Annotated in this window: 20 protein-coding genes; 10 read left to right on the forward strand and 10 right to left on the reverse strand. The window is 64.2% G+C overall.

Going from position 1 to position 19,028, the window contains the following annotated elements; genetic code table 11:
- Positions 1-90: 90 nt before the first annotated feature.
- From WFP44_RS15450 to WFP44_RS15475, 6 genes are all read right to left on the reverse strand, one after another.
- On the reverse strand, positions 91-585 hold the full coding sequence (locus tag WFP44_RS15450; protein WP_336927583.1) for an asparaginase domain-containing protein: 495 nt from the start codon (positions 583-585) through the stop codon (positions 91-93).
- Positions 586-595: 10 nt separating this feature from the next.
- A complete protein-coding gene (locus WFP44_RS15455; protein ID WP_336927585.1) occupies positions 596-1,228 on the reverse strand; it encodes a hypothetical protein in 633 nt (210 codons plus the stop codon).
- Positions 1,225-1,653, reverse strand: a complete 429-nt coding sequence (locus WFP44_RS15460; RefSeq protein WP_336927587.1) for a hypothetical protein — start codon at positions 1,651-1,653, stop codon at positions 1,225-1,227. Before WFP44_RS15460 ends, WFP44_RS15455 begins: the two co-directional genes overlap by 4 nt.
- Positions 1,654-1,748: 95 nt before the next feature.
- Complete coding sequence (locus WFP44_RS15465) at positions 1,749-3,248, reverse strand: alkaline phosphatase (protein WP_336927588.1); 1,500 nt, start codon at positions 3,246-3,248, stop codon at positions 1,749-1,751.
- A 59-nt stretch (positions 3,249-3,307) separates the two neighbouring features.
- Positions 3,308-3,775 (reverse strand): hypothetical protein, encoded by a 468-nt coding sequence (locus WFP44_RS15470; RefSeq protein ID WP_336927590.1) that lies wholly within the window; start codon positions 3,773-3,775, stop codon positions 3,308-3,310.
- Between the two features lie 85 nt (positions 3,776-3,860).
- Positions 3,861-4,100, reverse strand: coding sequence for a zinc-finger domain-containing protein (locus tag WFP44_RS15475; RefSeq protein WP_336927591.1), 240 nt, complete (start codon positions 4,098-4,100; stop codon positions 3,861-3,863).
- A 96-nt stretch (positions 4,101-4,196) separates the two neighbouring features.
- Here WFP44_RS15475 and WFP44_RS15480 point away from each other — a divergent pair, with 96 nt between their 5' ends.
- Positions 4,197-5,156, forward strand: coding sequence for an ABC transporter ATP-binding protein (locus WFP44_RS15480; protein WP_336927592.1), 960 nt, complete (start codon positions 4,197-4,199; stop codon positions 5,154-5,156).
- A gap of 49 nt (positions 5,157-5,205) precedes the next feature.
- Positions 5,206-6,798, forward strand: a complete 1,593-nt coding sequence (gene nadB, locus WFP44_RS15485; RefSeq protein ID WP_336927594.1) for an L-aspartate oxidase — start codon at positions 5,206-5,208, stop codon at positions 6,796-6,798.
- Positions 6,799-6,810: 12 nt separating this feature from the next.
- Here the strand turns inward: nadB and WFP44_RS15490 are convergent, their stop codons facing one another.
- Both WFP44_RS15490 and WFP44_RS15495 read right to left on the reverse strand, forming a co-directional pair.
- Positions 6,811-7,521, reverse strand: a complete 711-nt coding sequence (locus tag WFP44_RS15490; protein ID WP_336927597.1) for a glycoside hydrolase family 11 protein — start codon at positions 7,519-7,521, stop codon at positions 6,811-6,813.
- The gene (locus WFP44_RS15495; RefSeq protein WP_336927598.1) at positions 7,518-7,736 is read right to left on the reverse strand and encodes a hypothetical protein; all 219 of its coding nucleotides are present in this window, start codon (positions 7,734-7,736) and stop codon (positions 7,518-7,520) included. The genes WFP44_RS15490 and WFP44_RS15495 overlap by 4 nt, the downstream gene beginning before the upstream one ends.
- Positions 7,737-8,478: 742 nt before the next feature.
- Here WFP44_RS15495 and WFP44_RS15500 point away from each other — a divergent pair.
- The 7 genes from WFP44_RS15500 (at position 8,479) to WFP44_RS15530 (ending at position 17,509) form a co-directional block, all read left to right on the forward strand.
- Positions 8,479-10,473, forward strand: coding sequence for a ribonucleoside-diphosphate reductase subunit alpha (locus WFP44_RS15500; RefSeq protein WP_336927609.1), 1,995 nt, complete (start codon positions 8,479-8,481; stop codon positions 10,471-10,473).
- A gap of 88 nt (positions 10,474-10,561) precedes the next feature.
- Positions 10,562-10,924 carry a hypothetical protein gene (locus WFP44_RS15505; RefSeq protein ID WP_336927600.1) on the forward strand — a complete coding sequence of 121 codons (363 nt, stop codon included), beginning with the start codon at positions 10,562-10,564 and terminating at the stop codon, positions 10,922-10,924.
- Between the two features lie 71 nt (positions 10,925-10,995).
- Entirely contained in the window at positions 10,996-13,863 is a 2,868-nt protein-coding gene (locus WFP44_RS15510) for a CHAT domain-containing tetratricopeptide repeat protein (protein WP_336927601.1), read from the forward strand.
- Positions 13,864-13,945: 82 nt separating this feature from the next.
- Complete coding sequence (locus WFP44_RS15515) at positions 13,946-14,248, forward strand: hypothetical protein (RefSeq protein WP_336927602.1); 303 nt, start codon at positions 13,946-13,948, stop codon at positions 14,246-14,248.
- Between the two features lie 64 nt (positions 14,249-14,312).
- Positions 14,313-14,873, forward strand: a complete 561-nt coding sequence (locus tag WFP44_RS15520) for a hypothetical protein (RefSeq protein WP_336927603.1) — start codon at positions 14,313-14,315, stop codon at positions 14,871-14,873.
- Positions 14,874-15,014: 141 nt separating this feature from the next.
- Positions 15,015-16,079 carry a ribonucleotide-diphosphate reductase subunit beta gene (locus WFP44_RS15525; RefSeq protein ID WP_336927604.1) on the forward strand — a complete coding sequence of 355 codons (1,065 nt, stop codon included), beginning with the start codon at positions 15,015-15,017 and terminating at the stop codon, positions 16,077-16,079.
- Between the two features lie 887 nt (positions 16,080-16,966).
- On the forward strand, positions 16,967-17,509 hold the full coding sequence (locus tag WFP44_RS15530) for a hypothetical protein (protein ID WP_336927605.1): 543 nt from the start codon (positions 16,967-16,969) through the stop codon (positions 17,507-17,509).
- A gap of 245 nt (positions 17,510-17,754) precedes the next feature.
- Here WFP44_RS15530 and WFP44_RS15535 read toward each other — a convergent pair whose 3' ends face one another.
- Positions 17,755-18,321, reverse strand: coding sequence for a thermonuclease family protein (locus WFP44_RS15535; RefSeq protein ID WP_336927606.1), 567 nt, complete (start codon positions 18,319-18,321; stop codon positions 17,755-17,757).
- Between the two features lie 116 nt (positions 18,322-18,437).
- Here WFP44_RS15535 and WFP44_RS15540 point away from each other — a divergent pair, with 116 nt between their 5' ends.
- Positions 18,438-18,665 carry a hypothetical protein gene (locus tag WFP44_RS15540; RefSeq protein WP_336927607.1) on the forward strand — a complete coding sequence of 76 codons (228 nt, stop codon included), beginning with the start codon at positions 18,438-18,440 and terminating at the stop codon, positions 18,663-18,665.
- 34 nt (positions 18,666-18,699) lie between these two features.
- Here WFP44_RS15540 and WFP44_RS15545 read toward each other — a convergent pair whose 3' ends face one another.
- Positions 18,700-18,930 carry a hypothetical protein gene (locus tag WFP44_RS15545; RefSeq protein WP_336927608.1) on the reverse strand — a complete coding sequence of 77 codons (231 nt, stop codon included), beginning with the start codon at positions 18,928-18,930 and terminating at the stop codon, positions 18,700-18,702.
- Between the last annotated feature and the right edge of the window lie 98 nt (positions 18,931-19,028).

Here is a 19,028-nt window from a genome sequence, read left to right on the forward strand (position 1 = left end):
TCCGCTTCATTCGTCCGTCTCCTTCTCAGGGCCGGACTCTACTTATCACTGGAAGAAATCTAGGGGCTCAGACCACGAGGGCAATATAACCTACACCCCTACAAACTGCCCGGCCTCGCGGTCTTTCCTCACCCGCAAGCCGTCAAACACCTGCCCGCTCATTGCGATCCACACGCCCGGCGCGGCGGTTTGGGCGGTGGCGAAGGCCATGCCGAGGTTGAAGGGCGCGTCGGTTTCGGCAAAGCGGGCAGGGGAGAGCGCGCCGGTCAGCACGATCACCTTGCCCGGCACTTCGGCTGCCAGCACGCGCGCCGTATCGGTCATCGTGTCGGTGCCATGGGTGATGACGATGCGGCTTTCGGGCGCTTCTCGTGCAGCGGCGGCGATCAGGGCGCGGTCGGCATCGGTCAGGTCCAGGCTGTCCTTGCGCATCAGTTCGACCACGCGAAACGGCAGCGTCACCCGCGCCTGCGCCAACAGCGCCGGGATGCCGCTGTCGGTGATCTGGTATTCGCTCAGCGCGTCGAAATAGTTCTTGTCGATCGTGCCGCCAGTGGTGAGGACGAGGAGGGGCGAGGAGGTCATGCCCCGATGCTTACCGCTGCCGCTCCGGGTTCACCAGCATCCGCTGCAAGGCCCGCAGAATCAGCACCGCCAGCGGGATCATCAAAACCACAAGGCACCACAAGCCCAGCACGCTCGGCACAAGGAAGTGGTAGAACGCCGCCGCCGCGACCAGCGGCAGCAGCGCCAGCGCAAAGTCGCGCCCGCCCGTCTGGCCCGCGGACCGGGCGTAGAGTGTTTCGTAGCGGTGTTCGGCACTCTCTCCCAAAGCCAGCGGATGCGGCTCCAGCATTGCCGCATAACGGTGCAGCAGCGCGAACATCAGGAGGGCGGTCAGCGCCACGGCCAGCCCGGCACACAGGCTCCACGTGGGCGAGCGTTCGAGCAGCAGCGCCCAATAGAGGCCGCAGATATTGACCGGCATCACCGCCGCCAGCGCCAGCGGGGCAAAGCGGTTGACGAGGATCGCCACTCCGGCCGCCATCTGCATCCCCATCGCCACATCGAGGAGCGCGCTGAAACGCAGCGCCTCCATCAACTGGATGGCGAGCGGCGTGCTCCCTTCGGGAAAAGGCATAAAGGGGCCGGCAAAATGGTTGAGCCCGTTATACAGCAGCATTGCGCCCAGCAGCAGCCGGGCTGGGGGAAGCAGGCGGGCGATCATGGCGCCTCCTCCCGCATGGCTGGAGGCCAGTGCATGGCGGCGCGCGGGTGCAGCAGCGCGCGGTAACTGGGCCAATAGGCCAGCATCAGCAGCACATTCGCGCCCAGCACCGCCCAGCCGTAATAGGCTGACACCGAATCCCACCCCTGCAGCGGCACATCCCAGTACCAGACGTTGAACGACACCGGCAGTTCCAGCACCAGCGCCAGCGGCACCCGCCAGCCCAGCAGCAGGCAAATCCCGGCAAACAGTTCCACCGCCTTCACGAGGGAGAACAGCCCCGTATCGATCAGCGCCACGATCAGCGCGGTGCTTTCCGGCTGGTTGCCCAGCGGCTGGTAGAACAGGGGATAGAAGTGGTTGAGCCCCGCCGGGATCAGCCAGGCGGCAAAGCCCAGCCGCAGCGTCCACACCAGATAACGCATCGGTCCTCTCCCCCCGATTTGCCCGGACAGCTCTGCCGGCTGATCCGTGACGGGGAGGAGCCTAGGGCCGAAGCGGTGCGGTTACAACACATCCCCTACCGCCCCGCCAGCAGCGCAGCCTGCATGATGGCGTGGATCGTGTGCTGTTCGATCGTGCCGCGGAACAGATGCGCCATCGGCCCGCTGGCGCGCACCGCCACATCCTCGCCGCCATGCGTTTCGCTGCCAAGAGGCACCAGCGCCTGTTGCAGGTAATCGTGGTCGTGCGTGTCGTGTTCGGCGGGATCGGGGCGGAGGCCGCTTGCCGCGCGGTCCACCGCTCCGGGGCCGTTGAGATAGCCCAGCGTGGTATAGGCCAAGCCGTCATCGGCCAGCGTCACATCGCCATCTTCGCGCACCAGCCCCAGGATCGGATTGCCGCGCGAAGGATAGCCCGCCATGCCAATGACATGGCTGTGATCGGCGGTGGTGACGATCAGCGTATCCGCCGGGTCAGTCAGCGCCATGGCGGCGGCCACCGCCTCGTCCATGGCCGCCGCATCGGCCAGCGCGCGCGCCGCATTGCCCGCATGGTGCGCATGGTCGATCCGACCCGCTTCCACCAGCAGGATGAAGCCGTTCGGATTGCGGGACAGGCGCGCGATCGCCGCCGCCGTCATCTCGGCCAGCGAAGGTTCGCCCGCGGGGTCTTGCGCCCGGTCGATCGTGTAGCGCATATGGTCGGGCTCGAACAGAGCGAGCAGCGGGCCGGGCGCGGCGGGGTCGATTGCGGCAAGGCCCGCTGCATCGGTGACATAATGCCCCTGCGGATGGCGCGCGCGCCATTCGGCCAGCAGGTTACGCCCGTCATCGCGCAGGCCGGTAATGGCGGGATATTCAGGGTCTGCCACACTTGCCGGCACGAAATAGCGGCGCCCGCCGCCCATCACCACATCCAGCGCCGCACCGGTGGCGCCATCCACCAGCTGCGCGGCGATATCGGTGCAGCCTTGGGCTGCAGCTTCTGCCGGCAGGCGGGCTTCCCAATTGCGGTGCGCCGTGTGGGCATAGGCGGCAGCTGGCGTTGCGTGCGTGATGCGGGTGGTGGTGATAACGCCGGTCGCCAGCCCCATGCCCTGCGCCTGTGCGATCAGCGAAGGCGCCTCGTGCCCGCGCCCGCTCGCACAATCGCCGATCAGCGCTTCGGGGCCATAACCGATCACGGCGGCGCGCGCCTTCACCCCGGACAGGATGGCGGTGGCGGTGGGGGCCGAATCGGACACCTGCGCATCGTGCGAATAGGTGCGCACCAGCGCGGAATGGGGCAGCGTATCCATCGCGGTGACAAAGCTTTCGCCGTCCACGCCGCGTTGCTGGCCCTGATAGATGCGCGCCGCGGTCAGCGTGGTGACGCCAAACCCGTCGCCGATGAAGATGATGATATTGCGCGCCGGCCCGTCAACCGGCTGCACGCCGCGCAGCCGTTCCAGCTCCGCCTGTGCCTGCGCGCGGTAGGCGGCGCTGTCGGCCGGCTGGGCGGCGGCGGGCAATGCGGAGAGCGCAAGAATGGTGATCGCAGCGGAAAAAGCAAAAGCCCGGCGGGCGGAAACGGACATGGGACAATCTCCTCACAATCCGTTTCCCCTGCCGGGCTTTGATGACAATTGCGGGTCGATCAGTTCCCGTTTGCAGCGGGCACGCGCGCATAGACCTGGAAATCGTCGAGGAAGAGCGAGCCCTGGAAATTCGGCATGAACCGGTCGATCGTGCGCAGCGCGTCGGTGGTGCACAGCTGGCTCGAATAGCGCTCGAACACCGGCACATCGCTGTCGCGCAGCATTTCGGGACGCCGCGCGCGGGCGACATAAACCTTGTCGCCGGCTTCATAGACCACGCCGACATAGGAGATGACCGTGATGTCGTTCGTGCGGAAGGCGTTGACGCAGCGCTGCGTTTCCCCGGTCGGGGCATAGCCTTCCAGGATCCGGGCAAGCTGCGCCTCGCCGCGCTGAACGCGGGTGGAGGTGTGCGCCGGCGAAACCTCGCCTTCAGCCGAAGCAGCGGCTTCGGTTTGCGCGGCGGCGGGAACGGCAAAAGAGGCCGCAGCCAGCGCGGCAGCGGCAAATGCAGTGAACTTTTTCATGTTGAGCGACTCCCATTTCTGGGAGACCATATCACATGAGGGCCCTTAACGCAGGCTGACCGGGAAACGCTGTCGCAACCGCGCCTTACACGTCTGCCGGGCCGCCTTTCAGGATGAAGCGCCGGTCGCAATAACCGCAATCGGCATAGCCGCGCTCGTCAATCTGCAGCCACACGCGCGGATGGCCCAGCGCAGCGGGGCGCACCGTGGCGCAGCCGCGAATGCCGCCCGATCCGTCGCACCACACGCGATCGCTGTCGACAAGCGTGGTTTCGGCAACGAGATCGCGCCCGTCCACAGGCGAAAGGTTGTGCGCATGGGTCATAGGGCAGCCTCCTATCGCGGCCCCACGATTCAGGCAATATCCCCGCGCGATCCCGCCCCCTTTACGCAACCGCGCGAAAACGCCATCAGGCAGCCCATGTCCGAAAGCGAACCTGCAACCGAAAACGCCATCGAAATCCGCGATGTGGTGAAGCGCTATGCCGCGACGAAGAAGGCCCCGCCCAAGCTGGCGCTGGATGGCCTGTCCTTCGATGTGCCGCAGGGGCAGGTGTTCGGCCTGCTGGGGCCGAACGGCGCGGGAAAGTCCACGCTGATCAACATCATGGCGGGCACGGTGACCAAGACCAGCGGCACCATCCGCATCTGGGGCCACGATATCGACCGCGATCACCGCAATGCCAAGCTGTCCATCGGCATCGTGCCGCAGGAAATCATCTTCGATCCCTTCTTCACCCCGTTCGAGGTGCTGGAGAATCAGGGCGGGATGTATGGCATAGCCAAGGCGCTCAGGCGGTCGGACGAATTGCTGCGCGCGGTGCGGCTGGAGGACAAGCGCAACGCCTATGCCCGCAGCCTGTCGGGCGGAATGAAACGCCGCCTGCTGATCGCCAAGGCAATGGTGCATTCCCCGCCGATTCTGGTGCTGGATGAACCCACCGCCGGGGTCGATGTCGAACTGCGCCGGCAATTGTGGGAACTGGTGCAGGAACTCAACGGCGAAGGGGTGACCGTGGTGCTGACCACGCATTACCTGGAGGAAGCCGAACAATTGTGCGACCGTATCGCCATCATCAACCACGGCCGCCTGATCGCGAACAAGCCCACGCGCGAACTCGTCGGCATGATGGGCGAGAAGATCGTGGCGGTGACGGTCGACCGCGATTTCACGGATCTGCCGTCCGATCCGCGCTTCCGCAAATGCGTGGCGGCGGGCGAGCGCGTGATCGAGGTGACATACGACAAGGCCGAGATGACCGCGGGCGAAGTGCTGGGCCTGCTGCAGGCGCAGGGTTTCACGGTAGAGGATGTGAGCACGCGCGAGGCCGATCTGGAGGATGTCTTCGTGCAATTGACCAGCGCGGGCGCGGATAGCTGAACCTTTTCCCGTGCTTGCAGCGCTGCCATGCGGCGGGCATGAGGGGGTCATGTCTACGCAAAACCCGTCTTACGACGTATTGGTCATCGGTTCCGGCGCCGCGGGTCTCACCGCTGCGCTTTCGCTTGCCACGCAGCGCAAAGTGCTGGTGCTGGCCAAGGGGCAGCTCAACAGCGGTTCCACCGCCTGGGCGCAGGGCGGGATTGCCGCCGTGCTCGATACCGGCGACACGTTCGAGGACCATATCCGCGACACGATGGTGGCAGGCGCGGGCCTGAACGACCCTGAGGCGGTGGAATTCGTGATCGAACGCGCGCCCGCCGCGATTGACCGGCTGTGCGATCTGGGCGTGCCCTTCAACCGCGAAAGCAACGCGCTGCATCTGACGCGCGAAGGCGGCCATTCGCATCGCCGCATCGTCCATGTCGATGATGCCACCGGCTGGGCGGTGCAGGCCGCGCTGCTGAAGGCGGCAGAAGAGAACCCCAACATCACCCTGTTGCCGCACCAAAGCTGCATCGACCTGATCACCGGCAAGCACGAGGCGCGCTATTCGGGATCGGGCCGCGTCTGGGGCGCCTATGCCCTGAACGAGGCGACGGGCCGGGTGGAAGCGCATACTGCGCGTGCCACCGTGCTCGCCAGCGGCGGGGCGGGGCGCGTCTACCAGTTCTCCACCGCACCGCGCGGCGCCACGGGCGACGGGATTGCGATGGCGTGGCGCGCAGGCGCGCGCGTTTCCAACATGGAAATGATGCAGTTCCACCCCACCTGCCTGTATAATCTGGAGGTCAAGAACTTCCTGATAACCGAGGCGGTGCGCGGCGAGGGCGGGCATTTGCTGCACCCGGAAACGGGCCACCGCTTCATGGCCGATTACGACCCGCAGCGCATGGAGCTGGCCCCGCGCGACGTGGTGGCGCGCGCGATCGACGACCAGATCAAGCGCTATGGCCTTGATTATGTCCATCTCGACATCAGCCATATGCCGGCGGATTTCGTGCGCGGCCATTTCCCGACGATTCACGAGAAGCTGCTGGGCCTTGGCATCGACATGACGGTGCAGCCCATCCCCGTGGTGCCCGCGCAGCATTACACCTGCGGCGGAGTGGTGATCGGGCTGGATGCGCGCACTGACCTTCCGGGCCTGTGGGCGGCGGGCGAATGCACCGAAAGCGGTCTGCACGGTGCGAACCGGCTGGCGTCCAACAGCCTGCTCGAATGTTTCGTGTTTGGCGAGGCGGCCGCGCAGGACATTCTGGCGCGTTGGGACGAATTGCTGCCCGTGCCCCCGATCCGCGAATGGGACGAAAGCCGGGTGACCGATTCCGACGAGGAAGTGATCATTAAGCAGAACTGGACCGAAATCCGCCGCTTCATGTGGAATTATGTCGGCATCGTGCGCACCACCAAGCGGCTGGAACGCGCGGCCAACCGCATCCGCCTGCTGGGCAACGAGATCGAGGATTATTACGGCCAGTTCCGCGTGACGACCGATCTCATCGAACTGCGCAATCTGCACCAATGCGCCGAACTGATCGTGGAAAGCGCGCTGAGGCGGCATGAAAGCCGGGGGCTGCATTACACGCTGGATTACCCGCAGACCGATGCGGTGGCGGCGGATACGGTGCTGGTGCCTTAAAGGGGCGGGCGCCTATTCCCCCCACACGCGCACGCTGGCCGATCCCCGGCTGCCGAACCCTTCGGCGGCCATCACCTGATAATCCATCCGGCCCAGCTCCAGCCCCGCCGCGCGCCAGGCGGCGACATGGTTGGCAAAGGTGATGCGCGCATCCTGCCCGACAGGCCGGCGCTCTGTCCGCACCGACCAGAACTGCGCGAAAGTCTGCGTGCCCTCGATGCTGGGCTGCTGCACACGCACGGTGCGGTAGATGCGGTAGGTGCCGCCGTCGCTTTCGACCGTGCCCAGCACCTCTGCCCCCGGCCCCGGCGGGGTGAACTGGCTGCCCCAATTGTCGACCACGTAATATTCCACCAGCGGCCCACGGCTCCAGCCATACAGGGTGAGATAGCCATTGGTGCCCGGATCAAAGCGGCTCGCGTGGTATCCCACCACCCGGTCAAGCGTGCCGGTGCGCCAGCCTTTGCCCGACACCATATTGCCGCGCGTTCCCACCAGATCCCAGTCGAGCGCAAAGGAGCCGCCTTCGCCAAGACGGATGCAGGTATCGCCCGTGTCGTGCCAGAAGGTGTAGAAATAGCCGCCGTGCTGCCCGGTGCCGTTGCGGCACAATCGCTGTTCCTCGCTCGCTCCCACCAGAGGCGGCGGAGGCGTCGGCGCGCAGCCTGCAAGCAGAGCAAGGGAAAGTGTGAGCGCCGCGCGCCCGGCCATGGCGCGGCTCATTCCATCATGTACAGAATCGCCCAGCTCAGGCCGGTGCCGATCGCGAACATGGTCCAGGACCAGTAAATGTCGGTCGACAGGCCGAGCATCGCGATGTCGACATCCATCCGTCGGATGGACAGGAAGCCGCCCCTCGATCCCGCCGAACCAATGAACAGGCAGACCAGCCAGGTCAGCAGCCCGCCTAACGGAATGGCCTTGAGTAACGCGCCCATTTCCCGGTCCTTGCCCTTTTGTCCTTCGCAGCATCGTCCATAAGCGATTCTGGCGACAATTGGTTACATTTTTCTCCCTCCGCGACGGTTTTTCCCGCACCGCCAGCGCTGCTGTCAGGCCGACCCGCGCCGCCGGTTGCGGGGCGGGGCAATGCCGAATTGCGCGCCCGCGCAGCATCCTTGCGCGCGCGGATTCGAAAGATTCGCCGCCCCGGCCTTTGCCGGATTTTTTTCCGCAGATCGATTTTGGGGCTTGCGCGCTGCGCAAGTGGAGCCTTTCCCGCGCGTCGCGCTGTATCGACGGGGCAATACACCCCCGCTTTCCGGCCTGATCAGCTCGTAAATCGTCCTTAACCCTCTTGCGCGCGGAATCGGTCCGATTCACTATGGATTGTGGTTTGGTTGCCGGGTGCACCCACAAGACCTAGATATGGGGGAAGGCGCGCGAAGGCGGATGGCCCGCGCGATTCCCGCCCCGAATCCGGTCTGGTTCGCTACCCGGTCAAGCAGGCCTGTGGGCATTTAGGGGGATAAGTTTTTCCCTGCCCCGGCATGGAAAGCGATAGGGTGCGGCATCGGCGCCCGATTCGAACATATGCCGAACAAGCAGGCAGGCAACTGCATGGGAATTGGCGCGGGGGGCGGATCGGCATCAAGCCACCCCCGGCAAGGCAGAACGGGGACGGGCGCGGCTATGGAATTTCGGAACACGAGTGAGGCGGCAATGGGAATGGACGACAATATGCTGGCGGATGCAGCGGCCAAGACAGGCCGCAACTCCGTTCCCGCGCCCGCCGGAAAGGCAGTAACGATGACCGGCAGCGATGCAGGAACCGACGAACTGGTGGCGCCCCAGCTTGAAAAGGCCGCCAATGCTGCGATGGCGCAGGCGGTGAAAAGCGCGGCCGCCCCCGCCGCAAAACCCGATTCCAAAAGCGTGAACGCCCGGCGTTTCACAATTGTCACCGACAATGCGCGCGATGCCAACCTCACCGAATTCGGCAAGGCGACGCTGACCGATCGCTATCTGCTGCCCGGCGAAAGCTATCAGGACCTGTTCGCGCGCGTGGCCGATTCCTATGCCGACGATCAGGATCACGCGCAGCGGCTGTATGATTACATCTCCAAGCTGTGGTTCATGCCCGCCACCCCCGTGCTGTCGAACGGCGGCACCAATCGCGGCCTGCCGATTTCGTGCTACCTCAATTCGGTGTCGGACAGCCTCGAAGGCATCGTCAACACCTGGAACGAGAATGTGTGGCTGGCCAGCAAGGGCGGCGGCATCGGCACCTATTGGGGCAATGTCCGCGGCATTGGGGAGCCGGTGGGCCTCAACGGCAAGACCAGCGGGATCATCCCCTTCGTGCGCGTGATGGACAGCCTGACGCTGGCGATCAGCCAGGGTTCGCTGCGGCGCGGGTCGGCCGCCTGCTATATCGACATCCACCACCCGGAGATTGAGGAGTTCCTCGAAATCCGCAAGCCCAGCGGCGATTTCAACCGCAAGGCGCTGAACCTGCATCACGGCGTGCTGGTGACCGACGAATTCATGGAAGCGGTGCGCAGCGGCTCCAAGTTCCAGCTGCGCAGCCCCAAGGATGGCAGCGTGCGCGGCGAAGTGGATGCGCGCAGCCTGTTCCAGAAGCTGGTCGAAAACCGCCTTGCCACGGGCGAGCCTTACATCGTGTTTTCCGACACGGTGAACCGCCTGATGCCCAAGCATCACCGCGATCTGGGGCTGAAGGTGTCCACCTCCAACCTGTGCAGCGAAATCACCCTGCCCACCGGCATTGACCACCTTGGCAATGATCGCACGGCGGTGTGCTGCCTGTCCTCGCTCAACCTTGAAAAATGGGACGAGTGGAACACCGACAAGCAGTTCATCGAGGATGTGATGCGCTTCCTCGACAATGTGCTGCAGGACTATATCGACCGCGCGCCCGACGAGATGGCGCGCGCCAAATATTCCGCCAGCCGCGAACGCAGCGTGGGCATGGGCGTGATGGGCTTCCACTCCTTCCTGCAAATGAAGGGCATCGGCTTTGAAAGCCCGATGGCGAAAGTGTGGAACCTCAAGATGTTCAAGCATATCGCCGCCAAGGCGGACGAGGCGAGCATGGTGCTGGCGCAGGAACGCGGCCCCTGCCCCGATGCCGAGGACATGGGCGTGATGCAGCGCTTTTCCTGCAAGATGGCAATCGCGCCCACCGCGTCGATTTCGATCATCTGCGGCGGCACCAGCGCCTGCATTGAACCCATCCCGGCCAATATCTACACGCACAAGACGCTGTCGGGCAGCTTCGTGGTGAAGAACCCCTATCTGGAACGCCTGCTCGACACCAAGAGCAAGAATTCCACCAATGTCTGGAACTCGATCCTCGAAAAGGGTGGCTCGGTTCAGCACCTCGACTTCCTGACGCCGGAAGAAAAGGCGGTGTTCAAGACCAGCTTCGAGATCGACCAGCGCTGGCTGCTCGAATTCGCGGCTGACCGCACCCCCTATATCGACCAGGCGCAGAGCCTGAACCTGTTCATCCCGGCCGATGTGGACAAGTGGGATCTGATGATGCTGCACTTCCAGGCATGGGAAAAGGGCATCAAGAGCCTGTATTACCTGCGGAGCAAGAGCGTGCAGCGCGCAGGCTTTGCCGGCGGGGTGGAAGCGGACAACACCGCCGAGCCTGCCAAATACGAACTGCCGACCACTGACTATGACGAGTGCCTCGCCTGCCAGTGAGGGAGGCAAAGGCCCACCCCCAGCCCCTCCCGCCTGCGGGAGGGGAGCGAGGCTTGCCGCACCGAAGGCAAGGCCTGGTCGCAGCGGGATGGGCGCTGCGCGCAGGCTTGCCGGGCAATGCTCCAGTGCGGTGCATCGGCGATACACCAGACGGAGCATTGCCATGCCGCCGCGCTATATTCCCAGCGCCGCCGTTCTCACCCTCCTCCTCGCCGCCTGTGCCACGCAGGCGCCCGATGCGGTCAGCACCGCGCCCGATACGCCCGGTTTCTGGTGGGGGCTATGGCACGGTTTCATCTTCCCCTGGGCGTGGATCGGCTCGCTGTTTTCGGACAACATCGCGGTCTATGCCGTGCCCAACCGGGGCGGGTGGTACGATTTCGGCTTCTTCCTTGGCGTAACTGTGCTGGGCGGGGGCAGTTTTTTCGGATCGCGGCGCAAGGCGGAATAGGCCGCGAAATTTAGCGGTTTTCGGGCCGGTTTTCCCTTCCCTCGCGCGCGCCCCTTTGCCAAACTTGGTTAATGGGGCAGGAACGCGGGGCGATTGGCGGAACAATGCGGCGAGGGTGGAGCTTCGCGCTCGCGGCCGCCTTCCTGCCATTCGCTCATCCCGCCGCCGCGACCACGCTCGATGAAATGCTGGCGCGCGACCGGCTGGCCGCACCCGCTGGCGAACTCGCCGCCTGGCAGGATTTCGCCGCGCAGGTTTTCGCCGATGCAGCCGCTGACCCGGCCACCCGCGCGCAGACCCGCCTCGGCCTTGCCATCGCGCTCTATTACGCCAAGGATTACCCCGCCGCGTGGGAGGAGATCGGCGCCGCGCGCGCTCTGGTGGACAGCTTGCCGGAACGCCCCGCTTTCGCGCCCGAACTGCTCGCCTACGAAGCCGTGATCCTGACCGAACTGGGCCGGCTGGACGAGGCGGCGGCGCGTGCGCAGGAGGCGCTCGCAGTGGCCGCAGCGCAAGGCGCAGCGGGGCTGACCAGACAGGCGTTGGCGCATAACGCGCTGGGTTCGCTGGCCTTTGCGCAAAACGATCTTGCCGCTGCGGAAACCGCCTTTTGCACCGCGCGCGATCTGGGCCTTGCCTCAGCCACGCCCGATCACCCGATGATCGTGAACGATGCCTCGTCCTGCGGTGTGGTGAAATATTACCTGGAGCGGCCCGATACGCTGGCCGCGATGCGGCTGGCGAGCGAGCACGCCTTTGCCCATCTGCCGCCCGATCACCCGAAAATGGGCAATGTCCTCAATTCCGCCTATGCCGTGCTGCTGCGCTACGGCCGTTATGCCGAGGCGGAGCCGCTGATCCGCCGCCATCTGGAACTGGAGCGCCGCCTCCACGCGGGCGAGGTGGACGATATCTACGATCCGCTGTCGATGCTGGGGCGCGCGCTGCAATTGCGCGGCAATCAGCGCGATGCCGAAGGCATCTTCGCCGCCGCTGCCGCCATGGCCGACCGGCTGCGCAACCAGAGCCAGCCCTATACGCGCGGGCAGGCGCATATCAATCTGGCGCGCACCATCGCCGCGCAGGGGCGGCTGGCCGAAGCGGTGGAGGTGGCGCGCGGCGGGCTGGCCCGCTTGGCAGAGGATCTGGAGCCGGGTGACTGGCACCTGGCGGCGGGGCAGGTGCAACTGGCCGACCATCTGGAACGTCTGGGAGAGCGCGCAGAGGCCCTGGCGCTGGCCGAAGGCGCGTTGGCGGTGCTGAACGCGGCCCTTCCCGCCGATCACAGCGAAGTGCTCACCGCCCGGCTGGTGCGCGCGCGAATTCTGGCCGGACTGGGCGATCATGCGCGCGCGCTGGAGGAAGCGCGCGCGGCGACCGCCCGGTTCGAGGCGCAGATGTTCGATCTGGCCGCCCGGCAGGAGGAGCGGATTGCCCTGTCGCGCATCCTGCCGGCTGCTTTTGCCGACCATCTCGAAATCGCGCTGGCGGCCGGCGCGATGGAGGATGCAGTGCGCGCCGCGCAATTGGCGCTGCTCTCCGATCTGGCGGTGCCCACTGCGCGGATCGCGGCGGCATCGCAGGCGCGCGATGCAGGGCTGGGCGCGTTGGTGGCCGATCTGGAAGCGGCGCAGGCGCAGGTGGAGGAATTGTCCGCCGCGCTGCGCCGCGCGCAGGCCGACGGAACGGGGGAGGCGGGCGATCTTTCCGCGCGCCTGTCCGCCGCACAGGATCGGGCGGCAGCGGCACAGGCCGCGCTGGAGGCCGCCTTCCCCGGCTTTGCCGCGCTGGCGCGTCCGGGCATTCCGTCGCTGGCCGAATTGCAGGAGGAGCTTGAACCGGGCGAATTGCTGGTGCTGCCGCTTGCCTTGCCGGGCCGCGCGGTAACGATCGCGGTATCGCGGGCAGATGTGCGCTGGGCGGACACGGGAATCACGCCGGGCGCGGTGGAGGCGCTGGCCACGCGCCTGCGCGATGCGGCGCAATCGCCATTGCATGGTGCGTTCGATGTGGGCGCGGCACGGTCATTGTTCGCCATCGTGTTCCCCGACGCCCTTCGCCCTGCGCTGGACAGGGCGGACACGCTGATCTTCCCCGCCAGCGGCTATCTGGCGCGGCTTTCGCCCGCCGTGCTGCTTGCCGGCGCGGCGGATCCCGACAATCTGGCCGATGCCCCCTGGCTGGTGAAAAGCCATGCAATCCGCATTCTGGCAGAGCCCGGCGCGCAGCGGCGAACGCAGGCGGGTGCTGCGGCTCCGCGCGGTTTTCTGGGCGTGGGCGCGCCCGAAACGCTCCCCGGTGCGGCCGAGGGAGCCGTTTTGCGCGGCGGCACGCTGGAACTGCCACCGCTGCCCCGCGCGCGGGAGGAACTGGCGGCGCTGGCTGCGGCCGTGAATGGGGGCGGGGGCAGAGGTGCACCGGCGCTGGTGTTGGCCGGGGCCGAAGCGACCGAGCAGGCGCTCTCCGCGCTCGACCTGTCGGCCTATGGCGTGATCGCCTTTGCCACGCACGGCCTTGTCGGCGGCGATGTGCCGGGGCTGGACGAACCGGCCTTGCTGCTGACCGTTACCGATCCCACGCATCCCGGCGGCGACGGGCTGCTGACCGCGAGCGAGATTGCCGCGATGCGGCTGGCGGCGGACTGGGTGATCCTGTCCGCGTGCGAGACGGCGGCGGGCGAAAGCGCCTCGGCTCCCGGCTATTCGGGTCTGGCGCGCGCCTTTGCGCAGGCGGGCGCGCGCAGCCTGATGCTGAGCCATTGGCGCGTGCGCGACGATGCGGCCGCCATCCTCAGCGTGGAGACGCTGCGCCGGGCAGCAGCGGGCGAAGCGCGGGCCGAAGCGCTGCGGCAGGCGCAGCTGATGCTGATGGCGCGCGCCGATGTGGCGGACGCCGCGCATCCGGCGGTGTGGGCGCCGTTTGTGATTCTGGACAACTGATTGAAAATGCTGGGTCGGCAAGCGGAGCTTAACCCTTGCGAGGGTGCGCTTTGTTAACCAATGGCGGGTAAAATCCGCCACCATGGGAAGCCGGGGTTTCAGACGGTCGCGCACCTATTACGGGCTGGGCGATGTGCGCGCATCGCGCTACTTCGCGCTGTATGCGGCGCAGATCGGCTGGCTGGCGCTGGGCTGGTATCTCTATCACCACGCGCTGTGGCCATCTGCCTGCACGCCCGCCAATCTGCTGGCAGCCTATAAATGCTCGCTGCAATTGCCCGAAAGCGGCAATTGGCCGGAAGCGGCGCTGTTTTCCTGGCTGTGGTCCACGCCCATGCTGCTGGCGCTGGAAATCTCGCGCCGGATGAACAAGGGCGTGCGTTAAGGGCAACTTCGCCGATGCGCACAAACCGTTGACCGGACAGTAATTTCCAATAGCTTGCGCGGCCATGGAATGGCTCAGCGATCCGCGCTTGTCTGCATTGATCCCCATCTTGCAGGTACACGGCTGGGGGATGCTGGCCGGACTTGGTATCGTGCTGGGTGTGGCGGGCTGGAGGAACCTGCGCCGCGCCTGGTTCGATTGGCTGTGGAGCCGGCGCCTGCAACGCCTCCCTTTGCCGAGCGAGGAGGAGCGGCGCGACCATATGTGGCGGCGCGGCAAATTCGACCCGGCAGCGGATGATCCCGCGCCCAATCTCTGGGCCAAATTGCAAGGCTGGCTGTCCCATGCCCTGCTGGTAATTGCATCTTATTTATCCGCCGCTGTGTTGGTCAGTCTGACGTCGCTCAGCTTTGGCATGGCGCTGGGGATCGTGCTGGGGCTGTATCTGGCCGCTGTATGGCTGTGGCCCCGGATCAATCCCGAGCCGGACCGCGACACGCCCTTTTCTGGGCTGGATACGCGCGAAAGCCCTGCGCTTGTTCTGCCAATGGAAGGCCTTGCAATGGCCGCGGCGATTGCGGTTGTGATCGGCGCGCTGGCGGTGTTCAACTGGGCGCTGTGGTAGGGGAACAGCCCAACAACGGCTGGACTCGCAAAAGGCACGTTTCGTCCCCATTTTATCCCCATGCAAAAAGGCCATGTTGCCTTCGTTTCGCGGCCATGATTCCCTATGCTGGCATTTCGCGATTCATGCCGGAGATACCAGATGTCGTTGCTCGAAGCCCGCAAGACCTACAAGCCCTTTGAATATCCCTGGGCTTACGAGTTCTGGAAACGGCAGCAGCAGATCCACTGGATGCCCGAGGAAGTGCCGCTGGGCGAGGATTGCCGCGACTGGGCGCAGAACCTGTCCGAGCATGAGCGCAATCTGCTGACGCAAATCTTCCGCTTTTTCACGCAGGCCGATGTCGAGGTGCAGGATTGTTACCACGACAAATATGGCCGCGTGTTCAAGCCGACCGAGATCAAGATGATGCTGGCCGCGTTCAGCAACATGGAAACCGTGCACATCGCGGCCTATTCGCACCTGCTCGACACGATCGGGATGCCCGAAAGCGAATACGGGATGTTCCTCGAATATGCCGAGATGAAGGACAAGCACGACTATCTTCAGCAATTCGGCGTCGATTCGGACGAGGATATTGCCCGCACGCTGGCCATGTTCGGCGGCTTTACCGAAGGGCTGCAGCTGTTTGCCAGCTTTGCCATGCTGATGAACTTCCCGCGCTTCAACAAGATGAAGGGCATGGGGCAGATCGTTTCGTGGTCGGTGCGCGACGAAAGCCTGCATTGCGAAGGCATTACCCGCCTGTTCCACGCCTTCGTGGCCGAACGGCAGTGCCTGACCAAGGCGGTGAAGGAAGACATCATCGATATGTGCCAGAAGACGGTGCGTCTGGAAGATGCCTTTATCGACCTCGCCTTTGAAATGGGCCCGGTGCCCGGCATGACGGCGAAGGAAATCAAGCGCTACATCCGCTACATCGCCGATTGGCGCCTGTCGCAGCTCAACCTGCCCGCGATCTATATGGTCGAAGACCACCCGCTGCCCTGGCTGACCCCGCTGCTCAACGGCGTGGAACACGCCAACTTCTTCGAAACGCGCGCCACCGAATATTCGAAGGGCGCAACGCGGGGCAATTGGCAGGACGTGTGGTCGAGCTTCGACAGCCGCCAGAAGGCGAAGGCGGCGAACGAGGTGGATGCTGGCGCGGCGGAAGCGAACGAGCCCGATATGTTCGGCGGTTCCGGGGTGCAGGCGGCGGAGTAGGGATTTTCGTTTTAGAATAGATTCGTTGAGGGGGCGCTTAGATGTTGTCTTTTTGTACGGAATTCCCCGTAGAGGAAGTCAGCGCCCAGAAGTTCTGCGGTGCAGTTGCTGATTGGCTCGGCGGATCCCCTCACACAAACATCACAGTACAGGAGGTTTGCGATTTAGCTGCATCGGGAGGCGGCAAAATTGCTCGGGAGAGATTTGAACTTTCCTGCATAGCCGTTGAAGATGCAGAAAGGCGGTCGGCGGGATTTCGATTTAATATCCAAGAGCGAAACATCGTTTGGAGTACGACGGTCTGCTTCGACTCTGATAGTGAGGATAGCTGGGTGAGTGTGCGGACGGAACGGCACTCCCGAGACGCTGTGCCTTTTCTGCCAGAAGCTAAGAAGCCTCTTGTCGTACGAAGCCTCATGGGGGGATTGGGAGGGGGGGTGGACGGAGAAATTCGCGTTTCTGATCTGCCTCATGTCCTTACTCCTCGAGATGTCGACATGGCAGTCAGGGTTCTGAACGGAGACTCTGATCATCACCTTCCCGTTATTTATGTTAGTCGTCCTTTTACCGGCGAATTACGATTAAATGTTTCTGCCTTGGCGAGGCATCTTGGAGGGATCGCGCACGTCCTCGTTGAACCCAGTCGTGAGTTTTCGAGATCGATCCAGCCGCACGTTTTTTCCGAGAATCCCTATGGTGGTTTTATCGGAATATACTATTCATCTCAAGAGTCAGAGAAAATCTCTACACCAATCTATGAGGATGAATTTACTTTAAGGAGGCGGATATTCTATGCTGTCAGGTCTTCACTCCTTCATAGGCGCCAGTTAGGAAGGTGCAGTTGGTCTAACCTCCAGGCAGAAGTAGCCCGGAGGGAGCGGCAGGGCATGAGGGACAAAGGTTCCGATGCCGTCCTTGAATACGCAGCCATATTTGACAAAGAGATCGAGGCTAAGGATCATCAACTTACAGAAGCTGAAAATGAGATCGCGCGCTTGCGATCTGCGCTTATGGATGCTGGAAAACGCTCGAAGGCGACAGGCGGCGTTCCCCTTTCGGTTGGTGGCGAACAGCAATTAACTTCGGACGAGTTCGCTGAGGTGGTGCTGGAGGCTTTAAGAGCTCAAAAAGACCTTGCGACCGGGAGAAGGAAAGACATTCTCTCAGCTATCCTCGACGCAAATTCCCATGAAGGTCGTCTGCAGGCGAAGCGTAAAGAGATTAAATCCATTCTTCGTGGGTACTCTTCGATGACGGCAGGGGTACGATCAGCCCTTCAGGCGATGGGCTTCGAAATTAGCGAAGATGGCAAACATTATAAGATTATTTACAAGGGGGATGGAAGATATACATTCTCCTTGCCAAAATCCGGGAGTGATCATCGGGGTGGTTTAAATGCGGCATCTGAAATATCTAGAAATATATTCTAGTTACTTATATCGATGACCAATGAAGACTGGAAAATCCGTAGATAACCCTCAACCCTTTCCTACAAACCCCCACAGCCTCCACCGTCCGGCCACCCAAACCCCGGACTAGAGCCATGCCAACCGCAGAAAACGCCGCGTTCACCTGTCAACTTCGCAAACGCGCCAAAACCCAGGCAAATACAAACACTTGCGAACCAAAACCCGATCCAACACCCTGTCAACTTCGACAACTTCGTGCCGGCTCTTCAGCACCAGCCGCCGCGGCCTTCGCCCCAATAGCCGCGCGCGCCGCCATTCTGCCGCATCCAGTCGGCAAGGTTTTCTTCGCTCCCATCGGGCAAAGTGCGGCGGATCGTGCGCAGTTCGCGGCCATAGCGGTCGACCGGGTCGTCGGCCCGCGCGGTCATGGTGAAGGGGCCGCGGTTGAGCCAATCCAGCAGCGCCAGCGTGGAGGCTTCCGCCATCGCCGCCTCCGCGGCGCACTGTGCGTCGCGCTCCGCCGTGTCGATGCCGACAATCCGGATGCGGCGTTCGCCAAGGCGGAAGGTGTCGCCGTCCACTGCGCAAGCCGGCCCGCGCCCGCTGCCGCAGCGCACAAAGCGCGCCTCCACCACTTCCGCACCGCTTTCCAGGAAGCGCGGCGGCGCCATATATCCGGGCGTCTGCCAGATGGTGATACCCGTCGCCAGCGCGATCAGCAGCAGGATGGGGCGCATCTCGCGGAACGCCTGCCCCCAGCTTTTGGATGCAGCGCGCCTGCGCGGCGGGCGCGGCCGCCGGAATGGGATGACATTGGGATTGCGCCGCTTCATCTAACCCGCATTAATCCCCATGCCCCAGTTTTGCCACCATCCCCCTTGTGTCGCTGCGCTGGCGCGGGCAATCTGCGCGGCAGAGGATCATGTTCACCCTGAGGAAGGATATCCCGATGCGCGTTCTTGCACTTGCCCCCGCTCTTGCCCTGCTTTCACTTGCTGCCTGCCAGAACGAGCCGGTGGAAACCGTGGCCGATGTGGAAGATCAGAGCGGCGGCGAAATCGTCACCACCCCGGTCGATCCCAATGCCGTGCCGGTGAATGTGCCCGAAACCCCGATGACCAATGTGCCCGCCGATGCCGCCGCCGCGCCTGCGGCCGAGGAAACCCCCGCGCAGTAATACGGGGCCAGGGGGGCGGCGCGGGCGCTGCCCCCTATCCGCGCGGCCTGGTGCTGCGCCACACGGCCAGCGGGACAAGCGCAAACACGATCTGTCCTGCCAGCCCCAAGGCCCCGGCCGGATGTGCCATCCCCGCCAGCCATTGCCCGATGCCCTGGCCCGCAAGCAAAACGGCCAGCGCCGCCTCCGCCACTATCAGCAGCACAAAGGCCAGCAGGCCCATCGCCAGCGCCGCACTCGCCCGCTCCAGCGGCCTGCGCGCCAACAGATATTGCGCGACAAGCCATGGTCTGAGCCCGAAGTTTCTACCAGCTACGAGTAGAGCCTTGAGCCGTTATGATGCCCATCGCTGGGCGTGATGGC

Origin of the sequence: Alteraurantiacibacter palmitatis (assembly GCF_037154115.1) — a bacterium.
GTDB classification, from domain to species: domain Bacteria; phylum Pseudomonadota; class Alphaproteobacteria; order Sphingomonadales; family Sphingomonadaceae; genus Alteraurantiacibacter; species Alteraurantiacibacter palmitatis.

What these genes read in the sequence shown, in the direction of transcription:
- WFP44_RS15515 (WP_336927602.1), top strand. Translation starts at nt 13,946, where the DNA reads ATGGGAAGCCGGGGTTTCAGACGGTCGCGCACCTATTACGGGCTGGGC.
- WFP44_RS15475 (WP_336927591.1), bottom strand. Translation starts at nt 4,100, where the DNA reads ATGACCCATGCGCACAACCTTTCGCCTGTGGACGGGCGCGATCTCGTT.
- WFP44_RS15460 (WP_336927587.1), bottom strand. Translation starts at nt 1,653, where the DNA reads ATGCGTTATCTGGTGTGGACGCTGCGGCTGGGCTTTGCCGCCTGGCTG.
- WFP44_RS15480 (WP_336927592.1), top strand. Translation starts at nt 4,197, where the DNA reads ATGTCCGAAAGCGAACCTGCAACCGAAAACGCCATCGAAATCCGCGAT.
- WFP44_RS15530 (WP_336927605.1), top strand. Translation starts at nt 16,967, where the DNA reads ATGAGGGACAAAGGTTCCGATGCCGTCCTTGAATACGCAGCCATATTT.
- WFP44_RS15465 (WP_336927588.1), bottom strand. Translation starts at nt 3,248, where the DNA reads ATGTCCGTTTCCGCCCGCCGGGCTTTTGCTTTTTCCGCTGCGATCACC.
- WFP44_RS15535 (WP_336927606.1), bottom strand. Translation starts at nt 18,321, where the DNA reads ATGAAGCGGCGCAATCCCAATGTCATCCCATTCCGGCGGCCGCGCCCG.
- WFP44_RS15490 (WP_336927597.1), bottom strand. Translation starts at nt 7,521, where the DNA reads ATGAGCCGCGCCATGGCCGGGCGCGCGGCGCTCACACTTTCCCTTGCT.
- WFP44_RS15520 (WP_336927603.1), top strand. Translation starts at nt 14,313, where the DNA reads ATGGAATGGCTCAGCGATCCGCGCTTGTCTGCATTGATCCCCATCTTG.
- WFP44_RS15500 (WP_336927609.1), top strand. Translation starts at nt 8,479, where the DNA reads ATGCTGGCGGATGCAGCGGCCAAGACAGGCCGCAACTCCGTTCCCGCG.
- WFP44_RS15540 (WP_336927607.1), top strand. Translation starts at nt 18,438, where the DNA reads ATGCGCGTTCTTGCACTTGCCCCCGCTCTTGCCCTGCTTTCACTTGCT.
- WFP44_RS15505 (WP_336927600.1), top strand. Translation starts at nt 10,562, where the DNA reads ATGGGCGCTGCGCGCAGGCTTGCCGGGCAATGCTCCAGTGCGGTGCAT.
- WFP44_RS15510 (WP_336927601.1), top strand. Translation starts at nt 10,996, where the DNA reads ATGGGGCAGGAACGCGGGGCGATTGGCGGAACAATGCGGCGAGGGTGG.
- WFP44_RS15525 (WP_336927604.1), top strand. Translation starts at nt 15,015, where the DNA reads ATGTCGTTGCTCGAAGCCCGCAAGACCTACAAGCCCTTTGAATATCCC.
- WFP44_RS15455 (WP_336927585.1), bottom strand. Translation starts at nt 1,228, where the DNA reads ATGATCGCCCGCCTGCTTCCCCCAGCCCGGCTGCTGCTGGGCGCAATG.
- nadB (WP_336927594.1), top strand. Translation starts at nt 5,206, where the DNA reads ATGTCTACGCAAAACCCGTCTTACGACGTATTGGTCATCGGTTCCGGC.
- WFP44_RS15470 (WP_336927590.1), bottom strand. Translation starts at nt 3,775, where the DNA reads ATGAAAAAGTTCACTGCATTTGCCGCTGCCGCGCTGGCTGCGGCCTCT.
- WFP44_RS15495 (WP_336927598.1), bottom strand. Translation starts at nt 7,736, where the DNA reads ATGGGCGCGTTACTCAAGGCCATTCCGTTAGGCGGGCTGCTGACCTGG.
- WFP44_RS15450 (WP_336927583.1), bottom strand. Translation starts at nt 585, where the DNA reads ATGACCTCCTCGCCCCTCCTCGTCCTCACCACTGGCGGCACGATCGAC.